The 23,741-nt window shown below is 70.7% G+C and carries 19 protein-coding genes; 10 read left to right on the forward strand and 9 right to left on the reverse strand.

What is annotated here, in order from left to right; all coding sequences use genetic code 11:
• Positions 1-431: 431 nt before the first annotated feature.
• Positions 432-1,379 carry a hypothetical protein gene (locus ACZ7DL_RS16160; protein ID WP_470774791.1) on the forward strand — a complete coding sequence of 316 codons (948 nt, stop codon included), beginning with the start codon at positions 432-434 and terminating at the stop codon, positions 1,377-1,379.
• 57 nt (positions 1,380-1,436) lie between these two features.
• Here the strand turns inward: ACZ7DL_RS16160 and ACZ7DL_RS16165 are convergent, their stop codons facing one another.
• Positions 1,437-1,862 carry a Rieske (2Fe-2S) protein gene (locus ACZ7DL_RS16165; RefSeq protein ID WP_470774792.1) on the reverse strand — a complete coding sequence of 142 codons (426 nt, stop codon included), beginning with the start codon at positions 1,860-1,862 and terminating at the stop codon, positions 1,437-1,439.
• A gap of 368 nt (positions 1,863-2,230) precedes the next feature.
• Between ACZ7DL_RS16165 and ACZ7DL_RS16170 the strand changes: the two genes are divergently transcribed.
• Both ACZ7DL_RS16170 and ACZ7DL_RS16175 read left to right on the forward strand, forming a co-directional pair.
• Positions 2,231-3,361 (forward strand): LacI family DNA-binding transcriptional regulator, encoded by a 1,131-nt coding sequence (locus ACZ7DL_RS16170; protein WP_470774793.1) that lies wholly within the window; start codon positions 2,231-2,233, stop codon positions 3,359-3,361.
• Positions 3,358-4,278, forward strand: a complete 921-nt coding sequence (locus ACZ7DL_RS16175; protein WP_470774794.1) for a carbohydrate kinase family protein — start codon at positions 3,358-3,360, stop codon at positions 4,276-4,278. The genes ACZ7DL_RS16170 and ACZ7DL_RS16175 overlap by 4 nt, the downstream gene beginning before the upstream one ends.
• A gap of 195 nt (positions 4,279-4,473) precedes the next feature.
• Here the strand turns inward: ACZ7DL_RS16175 and uvrA are convergent, their stop codons facing one another.
• Positions 4,474-7,500: an excinuclease ABC subunit UvrA gene (gene uvrA / locus ACZ7DL_RS16180; protein ID WP_470774795.1), complete on the reverse strand. Its 3,027-nt coding sequence runs from the start codon at positions 7,498-7,500 to the stop codon at positions 4,474-4,476.
• Between the two features lie 224 nt (positions 7,501-7,724).
• On the opposite strand from uvrA, the gene ACZ7DL_RS16185 reads away from it, so the two are divergent.
• The 5 genes from ACZ7DL_RS16185 (at position 7,725) to ACZ7DL_RS16205 (ending at position 12,217) form a co-directional block, all read left to right on the forward strand.
• Positions 7,725-8,411, forward strand: a complete 687-nt coding sequence (locus ACZ7DL_RS16185) for a maleylpyruvate isomerase family mycothiol-dependent enzyme (protein WP_470774796.1) — start codon at positions 7,725-7,727, stop codon at positions 8,409-8,411.
• A gap of 69 nt (positions 8,412-8,480) precedes the next feature.
• Positions 8,481-9,137: an MBL fold metallo-hydrolase gene (locus ACZ7DL_RS16190; RefSeq protein WP_470774797.1), complete on the forward strand. Its 657-nt coding sequence runs from the start codon at positions 8,481-8,483 to the stop codon at positions 9,135-9,137.
• Between the two features lie 473 nt (positions 9,138-9,610).
• Entirely contained in the window at positions 9,611-10,492 is an 882-nt protein-coding gene (locus ACZ7DL_RS16195) for an ABC transporter substrate-binding protein (protein ID WP_470774798.1), read from the forward strand.
• Positions 10,489-11,421, forward strand: coding sequence for an amino acid ABC transporter permease (locus ACZ7DL_RS16200; RefSeq protein WP_470774799.1), 933 nt, complete (start codon positions 10,489-10,491; stop codon positions 11,419-11,421). The genes ACZ7DL_RS16195 and ACZ7DL_RS16200 overlap by 4 nt, the downstream gene beginning before the upstream one ends.
• A 19-nt stretch (positions 11,422-11,440) precedes the next feature.
• Positions 11,441-12,217 carry an amino acid ABC transporter ATP-binding protein gene (locus ACZ7DL_RS16205; protein ID WP_470774800.1) on the forward strand — a complete coding sequence of 259 codons (777 nt, stop codon included), beginning with the start codon at positions 11,441-11,443 and terminating at the stop codon, positions 12,215-12,217.
• Positions 12,218-12,227: 10 nt separating this feature from the next.
• Here ACZ7DL_RS16205 and aroQ read toward each other — a convergent pair whose 3' ends face one another.
• On the reverse strand, positions 12,228-12,701 hold the full coding sequence (gene aroQ, locus ACZ7DL_RS16210; protein WP_470774801.1) for a type II 3-dehydroquinate dehydratase: 474 nt from the start codon (positions 12,699-12,701) through the stop codon (positions 12,228-12,230).
• A 210-nt stretch (positions 12,702-12,911) separates the two neighbouring features.
• Here aroQ and ACZ7DL_RS16215 point away from each other — a divergent pair, with 210 nt between their 5' ends.
• Complete coding sequence (locus ACZ7DL_RS16215; protein ID WP_470774920.1) at positions 12,912-14,183, forward strand: MFS transporter; 1,272 nt, start codon at positions 12,912-12,914, stop codon at positions 14,181-14,183.
• Positions 14,184-14,206: 23 nt separating this feature from the next.
• On the opposite strand, the gene ACZ7DL_RS16220 is transcribed toward ACZ7DL_RS16215, so the two are convergent.
• The 6 genes from ACZ7DL_RS16220 to ACZ7DL_RS16245 form a co-directional block, all read right to left on the reverse strand.
• Positions 14,207-15,307 (reverse strand): calcium:cation antiporter, encoded by a 1,101-nt coding sequence (locus ACZ7DL_RS16220; RefSeq protein WP_470774802.1) that lies wholly within the window; start codon positions 15,305-15,307, stop codon positions 14,207-14,209.
• Positions 15,308-15,510: 203 nt separating this feature from the next.
• The gene (locus ACZ7DL_RS16225) at positions 15,511-16,512 is read right to left on the reverse strand and encodes a TerC family protein (RefSeq protein ID WP_470774803.1); all 1,002 of its coding nucleotides are present in this window, start codon (positions 16,510-16,512) and stop codon (positions 15,511-15,513) included.
• Positions 16,513-16,738: 226 nt separating this feature from the next.
• Positions 16,739-18,682 (reverse strand): TerD family protein, encoded by a 1,944-nt coding sequence (locus ACZ7DL_RS16230; RefSeq protein ID WP_470774804.1) that lies wholly within the window; start codon positions 18,680-18,682, stop codon positions 16,739-16,741.
• A 63-nt stretch (positions 18,683-18,745) separates the two neighbouring features.
• Entirely contained in the window at positions 18,746-19,324 is a 579-nt protein-coding gene (locus ACZ7DL_RS16235; RefSeq protein ID WP_470774805.1) for a TerD family protein, read from the reverse strand.
• Positions 19,325-19,494: 170 nt separating this feature from the next.
• Positions 19,495-21,642: an excinuclease ABC subunit UvrB gene (gene uvrB / locus ACZ7DL_RS16240; RefSeq protein ID WP_470774806.1), complete on the reverse strand. Its 2,148-nt coding sequence runs from the start codon at positions 21,640-21,642 to the stop codon at positions 19,495-19,497.
• 40 nt (positions 21,643-21,682) lie between these two features.
• A complete protein-coding gene (locus tag ACZ7DL_RS16245) occupies positions 21,683-22,549 on the reverse strand; it encodes an MHYT domain-containing protein (protein ID WP_470774807.1) in 867 nt (288 codons plus the stop codon).
• Between the two features lie 278 nt (positions 22,550-22,827).
• On the opposite strand from ACZ7DL_RS16245, the gene ACZ7DL_RS16250 reads away from it, so the two are divergent.
• Positions 22,828-23,700 carry a glycerophosphodiester phosphodiesterase gene (locus tag ACZ7DL_RS16250; RefSeq protein WP_470774808.1) on the forward strand — a complete coding sequence of 291 codons (873 nt, stop codon included), beginning with the start codon at positions 22,828-22,830 and terminating at the stop codon, positions 23,698-23,700.
• Positions 23,701-23,741 lie beyond the last annotated feature (41 nt).

Genomic DNA, 23,741 nt, shown 5'->3' on the forward strand with positions numbered 1-23,741 from the left:
CGGCGGCCGCCCCGGTGCGGCCGCCGGGTCGGCGGCACGCACCTCCGGGCCGGCGGCACCGCACCGCGCTCCTCCCGGACCGCATCCCCGGCCCCTCGACGCATCCGGCGGGCGGTCGAGTTCCGGCCATGCCGGTGCTCTGCCGCCTGCCGCTGTCGCTCTGTGCGGCCGTGGACGCCGCCCGCGGCAGCCCGCGTCCGTCTCCGCGGAACGGCAAGGTCCGGCCAGTCGCCCGGAACGGCCGGGTCCGAGGTGTTGTCGGGTTCTGGTCAACACGCTTCAATGCGGGGGAACTCGGGGCCGTGCAACGGATGCGCACGGGCGCCGCATGCCCGGCCACGGGCGTCCGCCGCGTCCACGAGGGTGGCCCCGCACACCCGCACAGGCGGTCTGACCAGCCGTAGTGACACCTCACAGAAAGGCCCCTCGGCATGCGGCATGCCACAGAGCACGCGGACATCCCCACCGCGGAGCTGGACACGGCCCTGCGGGGCGGCCCCTTCCATGTGGCGCTGCGCGCCGCGATCGCCGCACGCGGTCTGCCGCTCCAGCGCGTGCAGCACCATCTGTCGCGCCACGGGGTCAAGGTCGGCGTCACCAGCCTGAGTTACTGGCAACAGGGTGCCCGCCGCCCGCAGCGCCCGGAGTCGCTGCGGGCCGTACGGGCTCTGGAGGAGATCCTCCAGCTGCCGGACGAATCACTGATCCGGCTGCTCGACGAGTCCGACCGGCGGACGATGACCGGCCGCACGGCGGGCCGCTCGTACCGGTCCCTGATCGAGGCCTCGGACGTCCTGGACCGGCTCACCGCCGACCTCGGCTGGTCCCTGGACGGCGGACTGCACACCCTGGGCCACCACGAATGCGTCCGGATCGGCGCCCGGCGCGAGCTGGCGAGCCGCGAGGCCCACCACATCGTGCGGGCCCATCGCGACGGCGTCGACCGCTTCGTCGCCGTCCACCACGGCGACCCGGGCTGCGACCCGCGCCGTATCACCGTGCACGCCCTGGAGAACTGCCGCACCGGTCGTCTCCGCTGGGACCAGGACACCGGCATGCTGGTGGCCGAGCTGCTCTTCGGCACCCGGCTGAGCTCCGGCGACACCTTCCTGTTCCGCTACGGCATCGAGGACGGCACGGCCGGGATCTCCCGCGAGTATCTCCACCGGTTCGACTCCCCCGGCGGCCAGTACGCGCTCCAGGTGCGCTTCGACACGACCGCCCTGCCGGTGCGCTGCCACCGCTTCGCCCAGCACTCGGCGGCAGCCCCACGCAGCGGCCGCCAGGAACTGCCCGTCACCGGTCCACACCACAGCGCCCATGTGGTCGAGCCCCGGATCCGGCCTGGCATTGTGGGAATCGCCTGGGACTGGGGGTGAGCGGCCCCCCGCTGCCTGCCGGCTGAGCCACGGTTCCAGAACCCCGCGGCTCTCCCGTCAGGCCGCCGGACCGGCGACGATCCTGCCGTTCGCCGCCTTCACCTTCAGTTCGGTCAGCGGCTCTGTCGCCGGCGCCTGGACCACCTGGCCCGTCACGGCGTCGAACTCGCTGCCGTGACAGGGGCAGACCAGGGTCGTCCCCTGGAGCTTGTTGATGGGGCACCCCGCGTGCGTACAGACCGTGCTGTACGCCTTCAGCGTGCCGTCCTTGCCGCGGCTGACCACCACGTTGTGGTCCCGGTACAGCTTGGCCCCGCCCTGCGCGACCTCGCTCTCCGGGCCGAGGTCGACCGGCGCGGTCGGGGCCGCGGCCGGACCGCTCCCGTCCGGGGCCGCACATGCGGCCAGACCAAGCCCGGCGACCGGGGCCGCGGCGGCCCCTCGAAGGACAGTACGGCGGCTCGCGGAGGAGCGGGCGGGCATAGGGAACTCCACTGCTCAAGGGATGTGCACGGCGACGATACCGGGGCTGAGAGGCCGTCTGGGAGCGGGGTTCGGTGGGGATCGGTCACCGCCACGCGCCTGGCTCCCCACCCATGCGCGCCTGGACGCCCCCGCGACTCCGCTCAGCCCCACCGAACCCACCCCAGGCGACGTAAACGCTTACGCAAGCGTTTACGCGGAGCTGGACCATGGGATACGGTCCCGACCTGAAGGCGGAGGACCGGACCGGTGAGACCGCATGCCCGGACCCGGCCACCACATGCCGGAGCCGGGCCACCAGCAGTCTGCCGGCGGGCCGTCGCACGGCTTGTACGGCTTGACGGCTGGTCGCCCAGGAAGGGAGCGCGATGGCCACCATGGCGGATGTCGCCCGGAGCGCCGGAGTCTCCGTGGCGACCGTCTCCCACGTCCTCAACGGCACGCGCCCGGTGCTGCCCCACACCCGCCAGGCCGTACTCGACGCCATCGAGGCCCTCGGCTACACCCACAACACCCTGGCCCGCTCCCTGGTGACCTCGCGCACCCGCTCCCTCGGCCTTGCGGTGTCGGCCATCAGCAACCCGTACTTCACGGAGATCCTGCAAGGAGTCGAGGCCGCTGCCCTGCAAGCCGGCTACAGCCTGCTCATCGCCGATCCGCACGACGATCCCCGGCACGAGCGCAAGGTCGCGCAGCTCCTGCACGAGCGCCGGGTGGACGGCATGATCGTCGCGCCGTCCGCGGACCCGCGCGATCTCGTCGGATACCTGCGCCGGCACGCGGTACCGACAGTGTTTCTGGACCGGCTGATCGAGGCGCGTCCGGAGCAGGACGTGCCGCCGGACCGGCTCGCGGGTGCCGCCTCGCCCGCGAGCGCGCCGTGGTTCGACCAGGTCTGTGCCGACAGCGCCGCGCCGACGGCCCGGCTCGTCACCCATCTCGCCGAGCTGGGTCACCGCCGGATCGGTCTGATCGCCGGCCTGCCCGGGCTCAGTACCACCAGTGAGCGCATCTCCGGCCACCGAGAGGGCCTCGCCTCCGCCGGTCTGACGTACGACGAACGTCTCGTGATCTCCGGCAGCTCCGAGTCCGCCGGTGCCGAGCAGGCCACGGCCGACCTGCTCGGCCTGCCCGAGCCGCCCACCGCACTGGTCACCGCCAACAACGCGATGACCATCGGCACCCTGCACGCGCTGCGCCGGCTCGGCCGGTCCGTGCCGGACGACATCGCCCTGTGCTGCTTCGACGACTTCGCCTGGGCCGACCTCTTCTCGCCCCGGCTGACCGCCATCGCCCAGCCCAGCCGGGAGCTGGGCGCGCAAGCCGTCCGGTTGCTCCTGGACCGTCTGGCCGAACCGGACCGGCCGGCCCGGACGGTCCGGCTGCCTTGCGCGTTCGTCCACCGCACGTCCTGCGGATGCCCGGAGGAACCCGACCGTTCCGGAGCGGCCGGGCCTACCGCATCTTCCACGCTGTCCGAGAAGGGAACCCCGTCGTGATCGTCGTCGCCGGTGAGGCACTGATCGACCTGGTACCGCAGGGCCCCGGTGCCCTCGCGGGCCTGAAGCCGGCGCTCGGCGGCGGCCCGTACAACACCGCCGTGGCCCTCGGCCGGCTCGGCTCCCGCACCGCCTTCTGCTCGCGGACGTCGGACGACGCCTTCGGCGAGGCGCTGCTCGACGGGCTGCGCCGGGCCGGGGTCGACGTGTCCGCGGTACAGCGGGGGCCGGAGCCGACGACCCTCGCCGTGGCCACGATCGACGCCACCGGCTCGGCCGCCTACTCCTTCTATGTCGACGGCACCGCCGACCGCCTGTTCACCGCCCCCGCCGCGCTCCCCGCCGGTACGCGCGCGGTGTCCTTCGGTACCTGCTCGCTCGTCCTGGAACCGGGGGCGAGCGCCTATGAGGAACTGATGCGGATCGCTGCCGGACAGGGGCTGTTCACCACGCTCGATCCCAACATCCGGGCGGGGCTGATCCCGGACGCGAACGCCTACCGGGCACGTTTCAAGAGCTGGCTGCCCTCGGTGACCTTGCTGAAGGTGTCCGCGGAGGACGCGGCGTGGCTCGGCGGCACCCCGCGCGAGTGGCTGGCCGCGGGACCGGCGGCCGTGGTGGTCACGCGGGGCGGCGACGGTCTGACCGTGTTCACCCGGGACGGCGGGGAGTGTTCCGTGCCGGGTGAGAAGGTCGATGTCGTGGACACCATCGGTGCCGGTGACACGGTGAACGCGGCCCTGCTGCACGGGCTGGCCGTCCAGGACGCGCTGTCTCCGGAAGCGCTCGCCGCCCTCGGGACGGAGGGCTGGACACGGCTGCTGCGCTTCGCGGCACGGGCGGCGGCGATCACCTGCTCGCGGGCGGGGGCCGAGCCGCCCTACGCGGCGGAGCTGGGCGGGCCGGCCGCGCTGTGAGTGGTCTGTCTTCCCTGTGCTGTTGACAAGGTACGGCCGGGCCGGCGGTGTGCGGGGACCTGTGGGGCTGCGGGACCGGGCTGTCTGATGGTGGAACGAGCGGCGCCCCGCGGGGAGTTCCCGCGGGGCGCTGCATTTTTGATGGATTGTCAGGCCGGATGCCGAGGCACGCTGCCGGACGCGTGCCGATCACGCTCAGGCCGTGCGGGTCCGCGTCGTCTTCTTCGCGGGCGTCGCCTTCTTCGTGGCCGTGGCGGCCTTCCTGGTCGCGGTGTTGTTGGCCTTGGCCGTCACCGTCTTCTTCGCCGTCGACTTGGCCGCCGCCGTCTTCCGGGCCGCGCCGCCCCGCCGGGCCGTCACCGGCTCGGCGTCGCTGATGCGGTCGGCGCCGAGGATCTCCCTCAGGAACTTGCCCGTGTGACTCGCCGGAACCCCGGCGACCTCCTCGGGCGTGCCCTCGGCAACCACCAGGCCACCGCCGGCGCCGCCCTCCGGGCCCATGTCCACGATCCAGTCGGCGGTCTTGATCACGTCGAGGTTGTGCTCGATGACGATGACCGTGTTGCCCTTGTCGACCAGTCCGCCGAGGACCTTCAGCAGCTTGCTGATGTCCTCGAAGTGCAGACCGGTGGTCGGCTCGTCCAGGACGTAGACCGTACGTCCGGTGGACCGCTTCTGCAGCTCGCTGGCGAGCTTCACGCGCTGCGCCTCGCCACCGGAGAGGGTGGTGGCGGACTGGCCGAGGCGGACGTAGCCGAGACCGACGTCGTGCAGCGTCTTCAGGTGACGGGAGATCGCCGGAACCGCCTCGAAGAAGTGCATGGCCTCCTCGATGGGCATGTTCAGCACCTCGGCGATGGACTTGCCCTTGTAGTGGACCTCCAGGGTCTCCCGGTTGTACCGGGCGCCGTGGCAGACCTCGCACGGGACGTAGACGTCCGGGAGGAAGTTCATCTCGATCTTGATCGTGCCGTCGCCCGCGCAGTTCTCGCAGCGGCCGCCCTTGACGTTGAAGGAGAAGCGACCGGGCATGTAGCCGCGGACCTTCGCCTCGGTGGTCTCGGCGAACAGCTTGCGGATGTGGTCGAAGACGCCGGTGTACGTCGCCGGGTTGGACCGCGGGGTGCGGCCGATCGGCGACTGGTCGACGTGCACGACCTTGTCGACCTGGTCGTCGCCGTCCACGCGCGTGTGCCGTCCGGGGACGGTCCGGGCGCCGTTCAGCTCGCGGGCCAGGTGCGTGTACAGGATGTCGTTGACCAGGGTCGACTTGCCGGATCCGGAGACGCCGGTGACGGCCGTGAACACACCCAGCGGGAAGGACACGTCGATGTCCTGGAGGTTGTTCTCACGGGCGCCGTGCACGGTGAGCCGCCGGGACGGGTCACGCGGCCGGCGGACGTCCGGGAGCGGGATCGCCTTGCGGCCCGAGAGGTACGCACCGGTCTGCGACTCTGCGTTCTCGAGCAGCTCCTTCACGGAGCCGCTGTGCACGACCTTGCCGCCGTGCTCGCCGGCGCCGGGGCCGATGTCCACGATCCAGTCGGCGACCTTGATCGTGTCCTCGTCGTGCTCCACGACGATGAGCGTGTTGCCCATGTCGCGCAGCCGGACCAGGGTCTCGATCAGCCGGTGGTTGTCCCGCTGGTGCAGACCGATGGACGGCTCGTCCAGGACGTACAGGACGCCGACGAGGCCGGAGCCGATCTGGGTGGCCAGGCGGATGCGCTGGGCCTCGCCGCCGGAGAGCGTGCCGGCCGCGCGGTTCAGCGACAGGTAGTCCAGGCCGACGTCCACCAGGAAGCGCAGCCGCTCGTTGACCTCCTTCAGCACCCGCTCGGCGATCTTCTTGTCCCGGGCGTTCAGCTTCAGCCGGCCCAGGAAGTCGGCGCAGTCGCTGATCGACATCGAGGAGACCTCGGCGATCGACTTCTCCATGATCGTGACCGCGAGGACGATCGGCTTCAGGCGCGTGCCCTCACAGGAGGGGCAGGGCACCTCGCGCATGTAGCCCTCGAAGCGCTCGCGGCTGGCGTCGCTCTCGGCCTCGCTGTGCCGGCGCTTCACGAACGGCACCGCGCCCTCGAAGGGCGTGGTGTACACCCGCTCCCGCCCGTACCGGTTGCGGTAGCGGACCTCGATCTGGGTCTTGTGACCGTGGAGCAGGGCCTTCTTCGCGCGCTGCGGCAGGCCTGCGAACGGGATGTCCGTGCGGAAGCCGAGCGCGTCCGCGAGGGCCCCGATCAGACGGCCGAAGTAGTCCTTGGTGTGCCCGTGCGACCAGGGGTGGATGGCGCCCTCGTCCAGGGACTTGTCCTCGTCCGGGACGATCAGCTCGGGGTCGACCTCCATGCGCGTGCCGATGCCGGTGCACTCGGGGCAGGCGCCGAAGGGCGAGTTGAAGGAGAAGGAGCGCGGCTCCAGCTCCTCGAAGGACAGGTCGTCGTACGGGCAGTACAGGTGCTCCGAGTACATGCGCTCGCGCTCGGGGTCGTCCTCGGGGAGGTCCACGAAGTCGAGCACGACCATGCCGCCGGACAGGCCGAGGGCGGTCTCCACGGAGTCGGTGAGGCGGCGCTTGGCGGAGTCCTTCACCGTGAGGCGGTCCACGACCACCTCGATGGTGTGCTTCTCCTGCTTCTTCAGGGTCGGCGGTTCGGACAGCTGGATGGTCTGGCCGTCCACACGCGCGCGCGAGTAGCCCTTGGTCTGGAGGTCGGTGAAGAGGTCGACGAACTCGCCCTTGCGCTCGCGCACCAGCGGGGACAGCACCTGGAAGCGGCTCCCCTCCGGCAGCTCCAGGACCTTGTCCACGATGGCCTGCGGCGACTGGCGCGAGATCGGCCGGCCGCACTCGGGGCAGTGCGGCTTGCCGATACGCGCGAAGAGCAGCCGCAGGTAGTCGTAGACCTCGGTGATCGTGCCGACCGTCGAGCGCGGGTTGCGCGAGGTCGACTTCTGGTCGATGGAGACCGCCGGGGAGAGGCCCTCGATGAAGTCGACGTCGGGCTTGTCCATCTGGCCGAGGAACTGCCGGGCGTACGAGGAGAGCGACTCCACGTAGCGGCGCTGGCCCTCCGCGAAGATCGTGTCGAAGGCCAGGGAGGACTTGCCCGACCCGGACAGGCCCGTGAAGACGATGAGCGAGTCACGAGGCAGGTCGAGCGAGACGTTCTTCAGGTTGTGCTCGCGCGCGCCACGGACGATGAGACGGTCGGCCACGCCGGTCCGCACCTTTCTTGAGAGAAGTGACAGGGGCGGGGCCCCCGTGCTTCTTCAGACTAGGGGGAGCCACTGACAACGCCGGTCGGATTGCCCGGTTGCATAACAACTCCCGGCCCTCCAGCATGCCCGACGCCACCTCCGACGATATAGCACGCGCATTCGATTAGCGGGCAAGGTTCACCACCTTCACCCGAAGGTGTGGCCGGGCTAGGGTCAGGACCATGATTGATCACGCTCATGACCTGGCCTGTGTACGTGACGCGACCGAACGACTCCTCATCGCGGTCGCAAAACTGGACAACGCCTCGCTCGCCGAGCCGTCACGGCTTCCGGGCTGGACCCGCGGGCACCTCCTCGCCCACATCGCCCGGAACGCGGACGCGCTCTTGAACGTCCTCCAGGGCCGTCCCATGTACGTGAGCGCCGAGGCGCGCGACGGCGACATCGAGCGCGACGCCCCGCGTCCTGTGGAGGCCCAGATCGCCGACATCCGGGAGAGCACGGCGCGCTTCCTGGCGTTCGGGAAGCTCCCCGCGGACTGGACCCGCACGGTCGAGCTGCGCAACGGGGTCACCGACTCCGCGTCCCGGGTGCCGTTCCGCCGGTGGGTCGAGGTGGACGTGCACCACGTCGACCTCGGGATCGGGTACGAGCTGGAGGATCTTCCGGCGGAGTTCCTGGAGCGCGAGACCGACTTCCTCACCGAGCGGTTCTCCGGGCGCCCCGACGTCCCGGCGACCCGTGTCACGGACGGCACGCGCGTGTGGACCACCGGGCGCACGGCGGACGAGCCCGAGGTGACGGTCACCGGCCGGCCGGCCGACCTGGTGGGCTGGCTCGCCGGGCGCCGCGACGGGGCGGCACTGGAGGTGCGCGGCGGTGCGCTGCCGAAGCTGCCGCCGCTCTAGGGCGACGACCGTGCACGGGCTCGCCCTTGCGCCCGCCCCCGGCGACTCGCCCGCTATAGGCTGATCGCCATGACGTACTCCGGAGAGGTCAAGGTCGGCGGACCGGCGGACGTGCACGAGCTGAAAGACCTGATGATCACCAAGATCGCGGTCGGGCCGATGGACAACAACGCCTACCTGCTGCGCTGCCGTGCCACCGACGAGCAGCTCCTGATCGACGCCGCCAACGAGGCGGGGACGCTCCTCGCCATGATCGGTGACGACGGCATCGCGTCCGTCGTCACCACGCACCAGCACGGTGACCACTGGCAGGCCCTCGCCGAGGTCGTCTCGGCCACGGGCGCGCGTACGTACGCGGGCCGCGACGACGCCGCCGGCATCCCCGTGCCCACCGACGTCCTCGTCGACGACGGCGACGTCATCAGGGTGGGCCGGGTGGAGCTCACCGCGCGCCATCTGGTCGGGCACACGCCCGGTTCGATCGCGCTGGTCTACGACGACCCGCACGGTCACCCGCACCTCTTCACCGGCGACTGCCTCTTCCCGGGCGGTGTCGGCAACACGCGCAAGGACCCGAAGGCGTTCGCCAGCCTGATCCACGACGTGGAGACGAAGATCTTCGACGTGCTGCCGGACGAGACGTGGGTCTACCCCGGGCACGGCAACGACACCACGCTGGGCTCGGAACGGCCGCATCTGCCGGAGTGGCACGCGCGCGGGTGGTGAGTGGGCGCCTGCCGGCTCGGGGGCGTCCGTACGCGCTTGTGCGTGCCGGGGGACCGCCCCGCCTGCGGTGAGCGCCCGGTGCCTGTGAAGCGCCCGCGCTCCGGCGCACATACCGTCAGCGCGCCCCGCGCACGCGCCGGGCGCGCCCCGCGCAAGCCTCGCCCACACGCCGGGCGTGCACCACTCTGCGCGCGCCCCGTGTGAACCTTTCGCACGCGCCGGGCCCCCGTGCGCACTCCCGAAGAGCGGTCGCCTCGCTGTCAACTGGTAGCAGCCCCGCGCAGGATGACGGCTCCTGAGCGGTAGGGGCCGCCGGTCTCCAACCCCGCCCTCGGCCGGCGGCCCAGGCCCCGGCACGCGCGTGTGGCCTGCCTGCACCGGCGTTTCACACGCCTGCAACACCCGTTCCCAGCATGCGGACAACTATCGCCGTGACCTGGACAGACGCGGAGTTCACTGCCACTCTCCACGCCATGCATCCTGCCCCTCGCGCCCTGCGCCGCGCGGTGGCCGCCGCCACCGTAGCCCTGCTCGCCACCGCCGTCGGCTGCGCCCCGCAGCCCGAGGACAAGTCCTCGGCCGTACCACCCGGGACGGCCAAGAGCTGCGCCAAGGGCACGTTGGCAACCAAGACGTCGGGGAAGCTGACGATCGCGACGGACGAACCGGCGTACGAGCCCTGGTTCAAGGACGACAAGCCCGCCAACGGCAAGGGCTTCGAGTCGGCGGTCGCGTATGCCGTGGCGAAGCAACTGGGGTACGGCAAGAGCGCGGTCGTATGGCAGAGCGTGCCGTTCAACAAGGCGTTCGCGCCCGGGGTGAAGACCTTCGACTTCGACATCAACCAGGTGTCGATCAGCGGCGAACGCAAGAAGGCCGTGGACTTCTCGTCCGGTTACTACGACGTGCGCCAGGCCGTCATCGCGCTGAAGGGCGGCAAGGCGGCCAAGGCGACGAGCATCGCCGACCTGAAGGACCTGAAGCTCGGTGCCCAGGTGGGCACCACCAGCCTCGACTACATCACCGACGTGGTGAAGCCGAAGCGGGCCGCGGCCGTCTACGGCAAGAACGACCAGGCCAAGTCCGCGCTGAAGAACGGTCAGGTCGACGCCGTCGTCACCGACCTGCCGACCGCGTTCTACATCACGGCTGCCGAGGTGACGAACGCCGAGGTCGTCGGCCAGTTCGAGAACCAGGGCGGCGCTGCCGAGCAGTTCGGGCTCGTCCTGGACAAGGGCAGCGCCCTCACCTCGTGCGTGACCGGCGCCGTCGACGCCCTGCGCAAGGACGGCAGGCTGGCCGCGATCGAGAAGCAGTGGCTCTCGGACGCCGTCGACGCCCCGGTGCTCAAGTGACGGTCACAAAGGGCGATTCGGCCCCGGAGGGAGCGGACGACACGGGCGACATGACCACCGGCGCCGCTGACGGCGCCGGCGACGGCTACGTCCCCTCCGAGCGGCGGCTGGCACGCGAGCGCTACCAACGCGCGCGTGCCCGCCGCGCCACGGCCGTCGCGGCCCTGTCCACCCTCGTCACGGCCGCCGTGCTCTACGTGGTCGTCGTCAACGCGCCGGGCTGGCCTCGCACCAAAGAGACCTTCTTCAGTGCGCAGTACGCGCGCGAGGCGTTCCCGAAGATCCTCGAAGGGCTGTGGCTGAACGTCCGCCTGCTGCTGATCTGCGGCGCCGCCGTCCTCGTCCTCGGCATGCTGATCGCCGTCGCGCGGACCCTGCGCGGCCCGGTCTTCTTCCCGCTGCGGGTGCTGGCGGCGGCGTACACCGACTTCTTCCGCGGACTGCCGCTGATCATCAACCTGATGATCGTGGTCCTTGGCGTGCCGGCGCTGCGGTTGCAAGGTGTGACGGTCGATCCGGTGGTGCTCGGCGGTACTGCGCTGACGCTGACGTACTCGGCGTACGTGGCGGAGGTGTTCCGGGCGGGCATCGAGTCCATCCACCCCTCGCAGCGCGCGGCGGCACGGTCGCTGGGGCTCACCAACCGGCAGGCCCTGCGCTATGTCGTCCTGCCGCAGGCGGTGCGCCGCCAGGTGCCGCCGCTCCTCAACGACCTGGTGTCGCTCCAGAAGGACACCGGCCTGGTGTCCATCGGGGGCGCCGTGGACGCCGTACGAGCGGCCGACATCATCGTGGGCCGCAGCCTGAACTACACGCCGTACATCGTCGCGGGGCTGGTGTTCGTGGCGCTGACCATCCCGATGACCCGGTTCACCGACTGGGTGACGGCACGGACGGACCGGCGGCGGGCCCAGGGAGGACCCCTGTGAGCACCCGGGAGGGATCCCTATGAGCACGCATGAGAGCACGCGGGTGAGCAACGCACCCGTTCTGCGGATGGAGTCCGTCCGCAAGACGTTCGGCGGCTCGGTCGTCCTGCGCGACGTCGATCTGGAGGTCGCGCCGCACACGGTGACCGCACTGATCGGCGCCTCCGGCTCGGGCAAGTCGACACTGCTGCGCTGCGCCAACCTCCTGGAGGGGATCGACGACGGCGCGATCTGGCTGGACGGCGAGGAGATCACCGACCCGCGGGTCGACCAGGACGCGGTGCGGCGCCGGATCGGCGTGGTCTTCCAGGCGTACAACCTCTTCCCGCACATAACCGTGCTCGACAACATCACGCTCGCACCGCGCCGGGTGCACGGCGTTTCGCGCGCGGAGGCCGAGGAGCGGGCCGGGCAGCTGCTGGAGCGCCTGGGACTCGCCGGCAAGGCCGACGCCTACCCGGACCGCCTCAGCGGCGGTCAGCAGCAGCGTGTGGCGATCGCACGGGCTCTCGCGGTGCGGCCCCGGCTGTTGCTGCTGGACGAGATCACGGCGGCGCTCGACCCGGAACTGGTCGGCGAAGTGCTGGAGGTGGTTCGCGGCCTGAAGGACGAGGGCATGACCATGGTGCTCGCGACGCACGAGATGGGCTTCGCGCGGGACGTCGCCGACCAGGTGTGCTTCCTGGACGGCGGGGTGGTGCTGGAGCGGGGCACCGCCGAGCAGGTGTTCGGCGATCCGCGCGAGGAGCGCACGCGGCGCTTCCTGCGGCGGATCGTGGAGGCGGGCCGGCTGTAGCCCCGCGCGGTCACACGTCGGCCTGTGCCGCCCCGACCAGCGCCGCGACCCGCTCCACGCCGAACACGTAGCCCTGCACTCCGCAGCCGGCGATCACGCCGTCGGCGCGCAGCGAGACGTAGGAGTGGTGCCGGAACGATTCGCGCTGGTGGATGTTGGAGATGTGCACCTCCAGGACGGGCATGCCGTCGCAGGTGTTGAGCGCGTCCAGGATGGCGACAGACGTGTGCGAGTAGGCACCGGGGTTGATGACGATCCCGCAGTGGTTCAGCCGTGCCTCGTGGATCCAGTCGACCAGTTCGCCTTCGTGGTTGGACTGCCGGAAGTCCACCGTGCCGCCGTGCGCGGCCGCCGCCTTGGCGCACAGCGCCTCCACGTCGGCGAGCGTGTCCTTGCCGTAGATCTCGGGCTGGCGCTGGCCGAGCAGATTCAGGTTGGGCCCGTTGAGAATCATGATCGGGGCGTTGGCCAGGGTGCGGGGCACGGTTCCTCCGGTCCGGTCGGAGCGGTGCGTGGACGACCGCTGCTCGCCCCCGGTCTATCACGCCGGCCAGGGCGGGCAGCGGCCCCTGCATGCCGGTCACCACGGCGTGCACTCGGGCCCCCTGGTCACCTCCGCACGCCCCCGTAACCCTTGATCACCGCGGGTAGTTGACGCGGTATGCACCCTGTACGCGCCGTGAGCACCCCGTCCATGCCGCGGCTCGCCGCCGCCTCGCTCGCCGGGACGGCGATCGAGTTCTACGACTTCTTCGTCTACGGGACCGCGGCGGCTCTGGTCCTGGGGCCGCTGTTCTTCCCGACGTTCTCACCGGTCGCGGGGACGCTGGCGGCGTTCGCGACGTTCGGTGTGGGATTCGTGGCCCGGCCGCTGGGCTCGGTGCTGTTCGGCCACCTCGGGGACCGGCGCGGACGTCGGCCGGTGCTCATTCTCTCGCTGTTGCTCACCGGCGCCTCGACGGTCGCGGTCGGCTGTGTGCCGGCGTACGGGACCATCGGCGTGGCCGCGCCCCTACTGCTGCTCGTGCTGCGTTTTCTCCAGGGGCTGGGGCTCGGCGGGGAATGGGGCGGGGCGGTGCTGCTGACCGCCGAGCACGCGCCCGCCGGACGGCGCGCCCTGTGGTCCAGCTTCCCTCAGATGGGGCCGGCGCTCGGCTTCCTGCTGGCCAACGGGGTGACACTCGCGCTGTCGGCGGCGCTGTCCGACGCGGAGTTCGCGCGATGGGGCTGGCGAGTACCGTTCTGGGCGGCCGGCGTGCTGGCACTGGCCGGCCTGTGGCTGCGCTCGTCGCTCACGGAGAGCCCCCAGTTCCTGGAGATCGACGACCACGCGCGCGTGCCGTTCTTCGAGGTCGTACGACACCACGGGCGGCTGGTGCTGCTGACGGCCGGGGCGCTGGCCATGGGGTACGCGGTGTACTACGCGGTGACGACCTGGTCGCTCGCGTACGCGACGGAACGGCTCGGCGTGAGCCGTACGGTCATGCTGACGTGCATCATGGGCGCGGTGGTCGTGAAGGGCGCGCTCACCCCCCTCATGGCGTTGTTCGGCGACCGGTACGGACGCCGGCCGATGTGCCTGACGGGGTGCGCGGCCTGCATCCTGTGGATGCTTCCCATGGTCGCGCTGTTGTCGACCGGCGAGCCGCTGCTGATGTTCCTGGCCATCCTGGGCGCCCTGCTCGCCTTCGTCATCATGTTCGCGGTGATCGCCGCCTACCTGCCGGAGTTGTACGAGCCGCGGGTACGGTGCACGGGCGCCGCCGTGGGCTACAACCTCGGCGGGGTCCTCGGCGGGGCGCTCACCCCGATCGTGGCGACGGCGCTCGCGGAACAGGGCGGACGGGTCCCGTGGGGCGTGGGCGTGTATCTGACGGGCATCGGGCTGATCAGCCTCGTGTGTTTCGCGCTGCTGCCGGAGACGCGCCCGGTGCCCGTGCCGGTGGCGGAGCCGGTCGGGAGCTGACCACGCCGTGGGCCGGCCGCAGGCTAGGGGTTGATCGCCAGTTCCAGGTAGGCGGCGAACAGCACCAGATGGACACCGCCCTGGAGGGGCGTGGCCCGGCCCGGCACCACGGTCAGCGAACTGACCACCACGGTCAGCGCGAGCAGCAGCATGTGGGTCGAGCCGAGGCCGAGGACGAGCGGCCCGGACAGCCAGACGGAGGCGAGCGCCACGGCCGGAATGGTCAGGCCGATGCTGGCCATCGCGGAGCCGAGCGCGAGGTTGAGGCTGGTCTGCACGCGGTCACGGCGGGCGGAGCGCAACGCGGCGATCGTCTCGGGCAGCAGCACGAGCAGGGCGATGATCACACCGACGACCGCTTGTGGCAGGCCCGCGGCGGCCACGCCCGACTCGATCGTGGGCGACACGCTCTTGGCCAGGCCGACCACGCCGATCAGGGCCAGCCCGAGCAGGCCGAGGCTGGTCCGAGCGGTACGCGCGGACGGGGGCTGGGCGTGGTCGACCGTGGTGATGACCTCACCCTGCCGGGTGATGGGCAGGAAGTAGTCGCGGTGGCGCACGGTCTGGGTGGCCACGAACAGCCCGTAAAGGATCAGGGAGGACAGGGCGGCGAACGTCAGCTGGACGGTGGAGAACTCCGGTCCGGGCTTGCTGGTGGTGAAAGTCGGCAGCACCAGGCTGAGCGTGGCCAGCGTCGCCACGGTCGCCAGCGCGGCGCCGGTGCCCTCGGGGTTGAAGACCGCCGTACCGTGCCGCAGCGACGCGACGAGCAGGCACAGCCCCACGATGCCGTTGCAGGTGATCATCACGGCGGCGAAGACGGTGTCCCTGGCCAGGGTGGAACTCTTGTCGCCGCCGTCGGCCATGAGGGTGACGATCAGGGCCACCTCGATGACCGTCACGGCGATGGCGAGCACCAGGGACCCGAAGGGCTCGCCGACTCGGTGGGCGACGACCTCGGCGTGGTGCACCGCCGCCAGGACGGCACCGGCGAGGACCAGGGTCACCAGGCCGACGGCCACCCCGGGCAGGTCGCGGCCCCAGGTGAAGGCGAGCAGGACGACCGCGAGCACCGGCACGAGCATCGTCCATCGGTGGGTGAGCGACCGGAGCCGAGTGATCATGCGGCGATGGTCGCAGAGCCGTACAGGATTCGCATTCCGTCCTTTTCGGATACCGCTCCTCCTCCTTTTCGGCTTTCCGGCTTTCCGGTGCGGGGCCCGGTGCCGGTGGGACCGGGCCCCGCGTCGCACCGAGGCCGCGCCTGCGGGCAGTGTCAGCTCGCGGGCTTCCACCAGGGCGGCGGCGTCACAGCCGTCCAGCGCCGTCAGGCGTCGACGCTGTCCTTCGGAGCGCCTTCGCCGCCGGCGTGCGCCGCCTCGGCGGCCGCCTGCTTCCTGGAGGCCAGCAGGCTGGTGACCGTGGTGACGGCGAGGACCGTGCAGATCACGCCGAGCGAGACCGGGATGCTGATCTCGGGCACGTGGACACCCGACTCGTGCAGGGCGTGCAGCACCAGCTTGACGCCGATGAAGCCGAGGATGATCGACAGCCCGTACGAGAGGTGGACCAGCTTCCTGAGCAGCCCGCCGATGAGGAAGTAGAGCTGGCGCAGACCCATCAGGGCGAAGGCGTTGGCGGTGAAGACGATGTACGGGTCCTGGGTCAGGCCGAAGATCGCGGGGATGGAGTCCAGGGCGAACAGCACGTCCGTGGTGCCGATGGCGAGCATGACGACCAGCATCGGGGTCATGACGCGCTTGCCGTTCTGCTGGATCCACAGCTTGGTGCCGTGGTACCGGTCGGCCACGCCGAACTTGCGCTCGGCAGCCTTCAGCAGCTTGTTCTCCTCGTACTCCTCGTCCTCCTCGTCCGCGCGGGCCTCCTGGATGAGCTTCCAGGCGGTCCAGATCAGGAAGGCCCCGAAGAGGTAGAACACCCAGGAGAAGCTGGTGACGATCGCGGCCCCGGCGGCGATGAAGACGGCTCGCAGGACCAGGGCTATGAGGACACCCACGAGCAGCACACGCTGCTGGTACTGGGTGGGCACCGCGAACTTCGCCATGATCAGGACGAAGACGAAGAGGTTGTCGACGCTCAGCGACTTCTCGGTGATGAAGCCCGCGAAGAACTCGCCGGCCGGCTGTCCTCCGCCGAAGACGAGGAGGCCTAGGCCGAAGAGGCCGGCCAGGGCGATCCAGACGACCGTCCAGATGCCCGCTTCCTTGATCGAGACCTCATGCGGCTTGCGGCCGATGAAGAAATCGATGGCGATCAGGGCGGCGAGGCCCACGATGGTCAGGACCCACAGGGTCATGGAGACTTCCACTGCACCTCCGGCATGGGATAACGGCAAACACATCAGCGTTGTCGCTGCCGGAGGTCTCTTCCACCCGCGATGGGCCGACGCCCCGGGACCGGAACCGGTCCGTACTGACGGGTGCGCCGCAGTCAGGGAGTACTCCCCTCCGTACGAAAGACAGTACCCCAATCACCAAGGAACGGTAAAGAGGTAAGTAAAGGGAATCCCAAACCACCTGCTCAGAGTGGCTTTACTACTGCTTGGTGCGAGCTCTGGCCACCTCGGCCAGCGCCTCCCGCAGGACCTGGCTGCCGGCTGGGGCGAGTGAGGGTTCGTACGTCCAGGCGTGTCCGACCCACGGATCGGCGACATGGTCGTCGGGCAGCGGCGTGAGTCGCAGCAGCGAACGCCACAGCGGATCGAGCAAGGGACCGTGGGCGGCCGCGTCCTGACGGTCGGCGACCAGCAGGAGATGCACGCCGACAGCCGGACCCTCGTCGGCCAGACAACGGAGCCAGGTCACCGACCGGTCGTCGAAGCCGTGCGGGAAGTCGTTGACGATCAGGAGCTGCGTGGCGGGGTCGACATCGGCCGGCAGCGACTCGGCCGCGCCGCCGTGCACCGCCATCTGCACCAGGTCGACCCGCCGGATGAGCCTCTCCAGCACCTGCGCGCCCCCCACCGCCCCGATCGCGGGCGGCGCCGCGAGGACTCCGGCCTGGACCAGCGGCAGCAACGCCCGCGCCCCGGCACCGGCCGGGTCGATGACCTGCACGGAGAGCACCCCAGGCGGGTGTACGGCGAGCAGGCGCGCCGCGAGGGCGACCGCCGTCTCCATGGCCAGGTGCCGCAGCTCGGCGGAGTCCGGCACGTAGTCGTCGGCCGCTGCCGCTGGACCGCTGTCGACCCACACCCCCCGTTCCAGCGGCAGCCTGAGCAGCAGCGGGATGCGCAGTGGCACGCTCTCCGGGAGGTGCAGATCGCCGAGTCGCAGCGCCATCGGCGGCTCGGCGGGAACGCGGTAGGCATGCCAGACGGGGTTGTCCCAGCGGGCGTAGGCGGGCGGCAGCGCGGGCTCGACCACCTCGACCTCGGCGGTGAGCTGGGCGAGGTCGCGGTCGAGGGCGGCGCGCGCCTGATCGGCCAGCCGGTTCCGGCGGGCGTGTGCCGCCTCACGCGCGGCGTCACCTGCCGTGCCGAGCCGATCGCGCGGGTCGGCGAGGGCCTGGTCCAGCTCCTTCTCCAGGCGGGAGTCGGCGAAGTCGACGGCACTGCGATAGGCGGCCGTGGCGCGGGCCAGGTCCTCGAACACGCCCCAGACCTGGTTGTACAGCCGTTCCTCCATCGACCAGCCCGCCGCGTCCCCGGCGACGGGCCGAGCGGGCGGCCCGTCGGCGGTCGATGACGCCGTAGGCGGGGGCGGGAGCGGAGTGTCGTGGGCCCGGTGCGGGTGCGTGTAGTCGACCGGGCCGCCCAGGCTCGGTGGAGGGCAGTCACCGTCGTCGGTGCCCTCCGGGTCGTACGGGCGCGCGGGCGCAGCCGGTTCGGAAGCGGAGGCTGCCTGCGAGGTGGAAGAGGTCAGAGACGCCGAAGCGGCTGCGGGCCGGGCGTCACGCCCGGGACCCGGTGCCGGCAGTGCGCCCGCCGGGCTGGGAGCTGCCGCCTCCTGGATCATCGAGGCGAGAGTGTCGGCCTCGGGCAGGCTCTGGTCGGCGAGGAGCGCGGGGAGACCGCCCGCATAACCCTGACCCATCGCGCGCACTTTCCAGACGCCCTGTCTGCGGTAGAGCTCCAGGGCGATCACGGCGGCCTCGGCGGCCAGACCGGTGAGGGTGTAACAGGCGAGTTCGGTGCCGTCGAGGCTCGTCACCGCGGCGTGCGGGGCCGGAACGGCACCGAAGCGGTGCGGGCCCGCGGTGCCGGTGGGCAGGGCGAGGAACACGTCGACGCGGTGCACGGCCTCCGGCAGGGCGCCCAGGTCGACGGTGAGACGATGCTCGGCGGCGGCCTGCCGGGACGCCTCGATGCCGGGCAGCGCGGGGGCGCCCGGGTGGGCCACCCACTGGGGGCCGTGCACCGTGCCGTGCTCGTCGCCGAGTGTGGCTCCGGCCAGGACCGGTACCCCGGCCGAGATCCGGATCTCCAGCCGGACCTCGGACAGCGGGTGATTCTGCCCCCGTACCAGCTCAGCCGCCATCGCCCGTCGCCCCCCTGTGTCGTTCTGTCGAGCGTGCCGCACCGGTGAGCGGGCGCTCCGGTCCTAGAGGTGCGGCAGGATCGCCGGCATCAGGTCCTGGAAGGTGCGGCCGTTGGCCGGGGTGCCGATGGCGGTCATCGTCCAGCCGGAGCCGGCGCGGTGCACCTTGGCCATGATCTGGGCGGTGTACTCGCCACCGCCCGCCAGGGTGTAGCGGGCGAGTTCCTGGCCGTTGGTCTCGTCCACGAGCCGGCAGAACGCGTTCTGCACCTCCTGGAAGGTCTGGCCGGTGAACGAGTTCACGGTGAAGACGATCTGGTCGATGTGCACCGGGACCCGCGCCAGGTCCACGAGGATCGCCTCGTCGTCCCCGCCCTGGCCGACACCGCCCACAAGGTTGTCGCCGGTGTGGCGCACGGAACCGTCATCGCTCACCAGGTGCCGGAAGAAGACGACGTCGACGGGCTGCTTCTCGGCGAAGAGGACGGCCGAGGCGTCCAGGTCGATCTCGCGGGTGCGGGAACCGAACAGCCCGCGCCGCTTCGCCGCCTGCCAGCCGAGCCCCATACGGACCGCCGTCAGGGAGGCGCCGTCCTTCTTCTCCAGGCTGATGGCCTGACCCTTGCTCAAGTTGACGGACACGGCTCAATCCCCTCTCGACGATCCCCTGTTGCCGCGCCGTGCTGCTGCGCACCGCGCGGTTGACAAGAACCCTACGCAGGGCCGCCGACAGCGCCGAACCCCGGCCCACGCTTTGTGTCGGTGTTGCAACACTTGGCGTATATGCCGAGGTCCGGCGCGATGGCGGAGGTTCAGGCGAGACCGGCCTCGCGCATCTGGCGCAGTTCCTTCTTCATCTCGGCGACCTCGTCGCGCAGCCGGGCCGCGATCTCGAACTGGAGCTCCGCGGCGGCGGCGCGCATGCGCTCGGTCATCTCCTCGATCTGCTCGGCCAGTTCGGCCGCCGGGCGGTCCGTGGGCACCGCCTTGCCCTTGGCGGACTTGGCGGCCTTGCCGGCCTTCGCCCCCTTGGCCGCCTTGTCGCCGAGTGACGGAACGGGGGCCTTGGCGCCCTTGCCGTCCTTCGTCTTGCGGTAACCGGAGCCGAGGAGCTGTTCGGTGTCGACCTCCTCGCGGGCGATCTGCGCGACGATGTCGTTGATCTTCTTGCGCAGTGGCTGCGGGTCGATGCCGTTCGCCTTGTTGTAGGCGACCTGCTTCTCCCGGCGGCGGTTGGTCTCCTCGATGGCCTTCTCCATCGCCGGGGTGATCTTGTCGGCGTACATGTGGACCTGGCCGGACACGTTGCGCGCCGCGCGGCCGATGGTCTGGATCAGGGACGTGCCCGAGCGGAGGAAGCCCTCCTTGTCGGCGTCCAGGATCGCCACCAGAGACACCTCGGGCAGGTCGAGGCCCTCGCGGAGCAGGTTGATGCCGACCAGGACGTCGTACTCACCGGAGCGCAGCTCGCGCAGCAGCTCCACCCGGCGCAGGGTGTCGACGTCGCTGTGCAGATAGCGCACCTGGATGCCGAGCTCCAGGAAATAGTCGGTGAGGTCCTCGGCCATCTTCTTCGTCAGCGTGGTGACGAGGACCCGCTCGTCCTTCTCGGTGCGCTTGCGGATCTCGTGCACCAGGTCGTCGATCTGGCCCTCGGTGGGCTTGACCACGACCTCCGGGTCGACCAGGCCGGTCGGCCGGATGATCTGCTCGACGACGCCGTCGGAGCGCGACAGCTCGTAGGCGCCCGGGGTGGCCGACAGATAGACGGTCTGCCCGATGCGCTCCTGGAACTCCTCCCACTTCAGGGGGCGGTTGTCCAGGGCGGAAGGCAGGCGGAAGCCGTGGTCCACGAGGGTGCGCTTGCGGGAGGCGTCGCCCTCGTACATCGCGCCGATCTGCGGGACCGTGACGTGCGACTCGTCGATGACGAGCATGAAGTCGTCCGGGAAGTAGTCCAGCAGGGTGTTGGGCGGGGAGCCGGGCGAGCGGCCGTCGAAGTGCATCGAGTAGTTCTCCACGCCGGAGCAGGTGCCGATCTGGCGGAGCATCTCGATGTCGTACGTGGTGCGCATCCGCAGCCGCTGGGCCTCCAGGAGCTTGCCCTGCTTCTCCAGCTCGGCCAGGCGCTCCCCCAGCTCCTTCTCGATGTCGTTGACGGCCCGCTCCATGCGCTCGGGGCCGGCGACGTAGTGGGAGGCGGGGAAGACGTACAGCTGCTGGTCGTCGCTGATGATCTCGCCGGTGAGCGGGTGCAGCGTGGACAGCGCCTCGATCTCGTCGCCGAACATCTCGATGCGGACGGCCAGCTCCTCGTAGACCGGGAAGATCTCGATGGTGTCGCCGCGGACCCGGAAGGTGCCGCGGCTGAAGGCCATGTCGTTGCGGGTGTACTGGATGTCGACGAAGCGGCGCAGCAGCTCGTCCCGGTCGATCTCGTCGCCGACCCGGAGGGGGACCATGCGGTCCACGTACTCCTGGGGAGTACCGAGGCCGTAGATGCAGGAGACCGAGGCGACCACGATGACGTCGCGGCGGGTGAGCAGCGAGTTGGTGGCCGAGTGACGCAGGCGCTCGACCTCCTCGTTGATCGAGGAGTCCTTCTCGATGTAGGTGTCCGACTGCGGGACGTAGGCCTCGGGCTGGTAGTAGTCGTAGTACGAGACGAAATACTCGACCGCGTTGTTCGGAAGCAGCTCGCGGAACTCGTTGGCCAGCTGGGCGGCCAGCGTTTTGTTCGGCGCCATCACGAGCGTGGGGCGCTGGAGCTTCTCGATCATCCACGCCGTGGTGGCGGACTTGCCGGTGCCGGTCGCGCCCAGGAGGACGACGTCCTTCTCACCGGCCTCGATGCGCTTGGCCAGGTCGGCGATGGCCGCCGGCTGGTCGCCGCTGGGCTGGTAGGGGCTGACGACCTCGAAGGGCGCCACCGTGCGTTCGATGTGGGAAACGGGCCGCATGTCATCCACCGTACGACCCCGCACTGACAACCGGTCCCGATCAGCGGTTTTGCGGGGTGCGCTCGGGCCGGCGGGCCGGACGGTGCCCCTCGTGGAAAGCGGGGCGGCGGTCCGGGTGGGAGGCTACGGCGGCGGCCGGGACGCCCGGCTTGTGCTCGACGGGCGTCCAGTCGGGCCGTCCCATGACCATCAGCGGATCGAAGATCACGACGACGCCCGCGAGGAGCAGGAAGGCGAGCGGGCCGATCAGCATCGGCGCGAGCACGGACGCCGCGGGCGTGCCGCCGGCGGTGTGGGAGGCGCCGTCGAGGTGGACGCCGAGGGCGGCCATGCCGGTGTAGTGCATGCCGCTGACGGCGAGTCCCATGACGAGGCTCGCGCCCACGCTCCACACGAAGCCCCGCACCTGGCCGGCGGCCCACAGGGCGGCGGTGGCGGCGACGACCGCTATGACGACGGAGGCGGCGACGGTGAACGTGTTGTAGGTGAACGTTCCGTGGAAGCGGACGCCCGCCATGCCGAGGTAGTGCATCGAGGCGACGCCCAGACCGGTGATCGTGCCGCCGGTGAAGAGGGGGGTGCCGGTGGCGCCGCGGTAGCCGACGATGAAGATCCCGATGCCGACCATGACGATGGCGAGACCGAGGCTCGCGTAGGTGATCGGCTTGTCGTAGTGGATCGGCGTCTCCTCGATGGTGAAGCCCATCATGGCGACGAAGTGCATGGTCCAGATGCCGGAGCCGATCGCGGCCGAGCCGAGGGCCAGCCAGGCGGGCCGCCAGGACTGTGTGACCAGCATGGACCGCGTGGTGCAGCGCAGGCCGAGGGCACCTCCGAGGCAGGCCATCAAATAGGCCACCAACGGGGTGACGGCCCCGTAGCTGAATCCGTCGACCGTGCCTTGCATCCGCGGCTGCCCTTCCGCCTTCTTGCGTCCCGGAATACCTGAATGTGCCCCCGCTCCCAGGACCGCGCGGGCGGTCAGGGTTCCGCAGAGAGTATGACCCCCACCGGAATGGTCGAACGATTTTCCGGCAAAGAAACACGGCCTTGCCTCAGTTGTGCGGTACCGGTGAGCGGACTTGGACGGCTCCGTACATTCTGTGGCCATCGTGCGCCCGGGTGTCGTTGACCCTGTGCTGTCAGTCTGGTGCTGTCGGTATCCGCTCGACGCGAGGAGTACGGATGTACGCGCGCGTAGTTGCCGCAACGGCCGCCGCGGGCCTGGTGACGGCGGCGATTCTGCTGAGCCCCGCCTCCGACGCCCGGGCGCGCGAGGACCGCGTGCCCACGGTGATCGCTCACCGGGGCGCCTCCGCCTACGCTCCCGAGAACACGCTGCCCGCCGTCGACAAGGCCGCCGAGCTGGGCTTCTCCTGGGTGGAGAACGACGTGCAGCGCACCAAGGACGGCGAGCTGATCGTTCTGCACGACGACAGTCTGAAGCGCACCACGAACGTCGAGGACGTCTTCCCCGGCCGGGCGCCGTGGAAGGTGAAGGACTTCACCGCGGCCGAGATCGCCCGGCTGGACGCGGGCAGCTGGTTCTCCCCCGCGTACGCGGGCGCGCGTGTGCCGACGCTGCGGCAGTACATGCGCCGGGTCGAGCACGACCACGAGAAACTGCTCCTGGAGGTCAAGAACCCGGAGCTGTACCCGGGCATCGAGCAGCAGACCGTGAAGCTCCTCGGCAACGAGGGCTGGCTGGACCGCGGGCACCTGGGACGGCTGATCGTGCAGAGCTTCAGCGCCGACAGTGTGCGGGCCGTCCACGAGCTGAAGCCCGCGGTCACCACCGCCTACCTCGGTACACCCACCGTGGCGCAGCTGCACCGGTTCGCGCGCTTCACCGATCTGGTCAATCCCCCGTACGGGTCGCTGTCCCGGGACTACGTCGCGGCCGTGCACGCCTTCGACGGGCCGCACGGCCGGCCGCTCGGGGTGTTCGCCTGGACGGTGGACGACGCGGCCACCGCCCGCGGCGTCGCCGGCTACGGCGTCGACGGGATCATCACCAACAAGCCCGACGTGGTGCGGGCGGCGCTGGCGTCGGGCTGAGCCCGGCGGGCGTTGTCAGTGGGGGGTCGTACCGTGGGCGC

It is taken from the genome of Streptomyces sp. NPDC036984 (assembly GCF_055607665.1).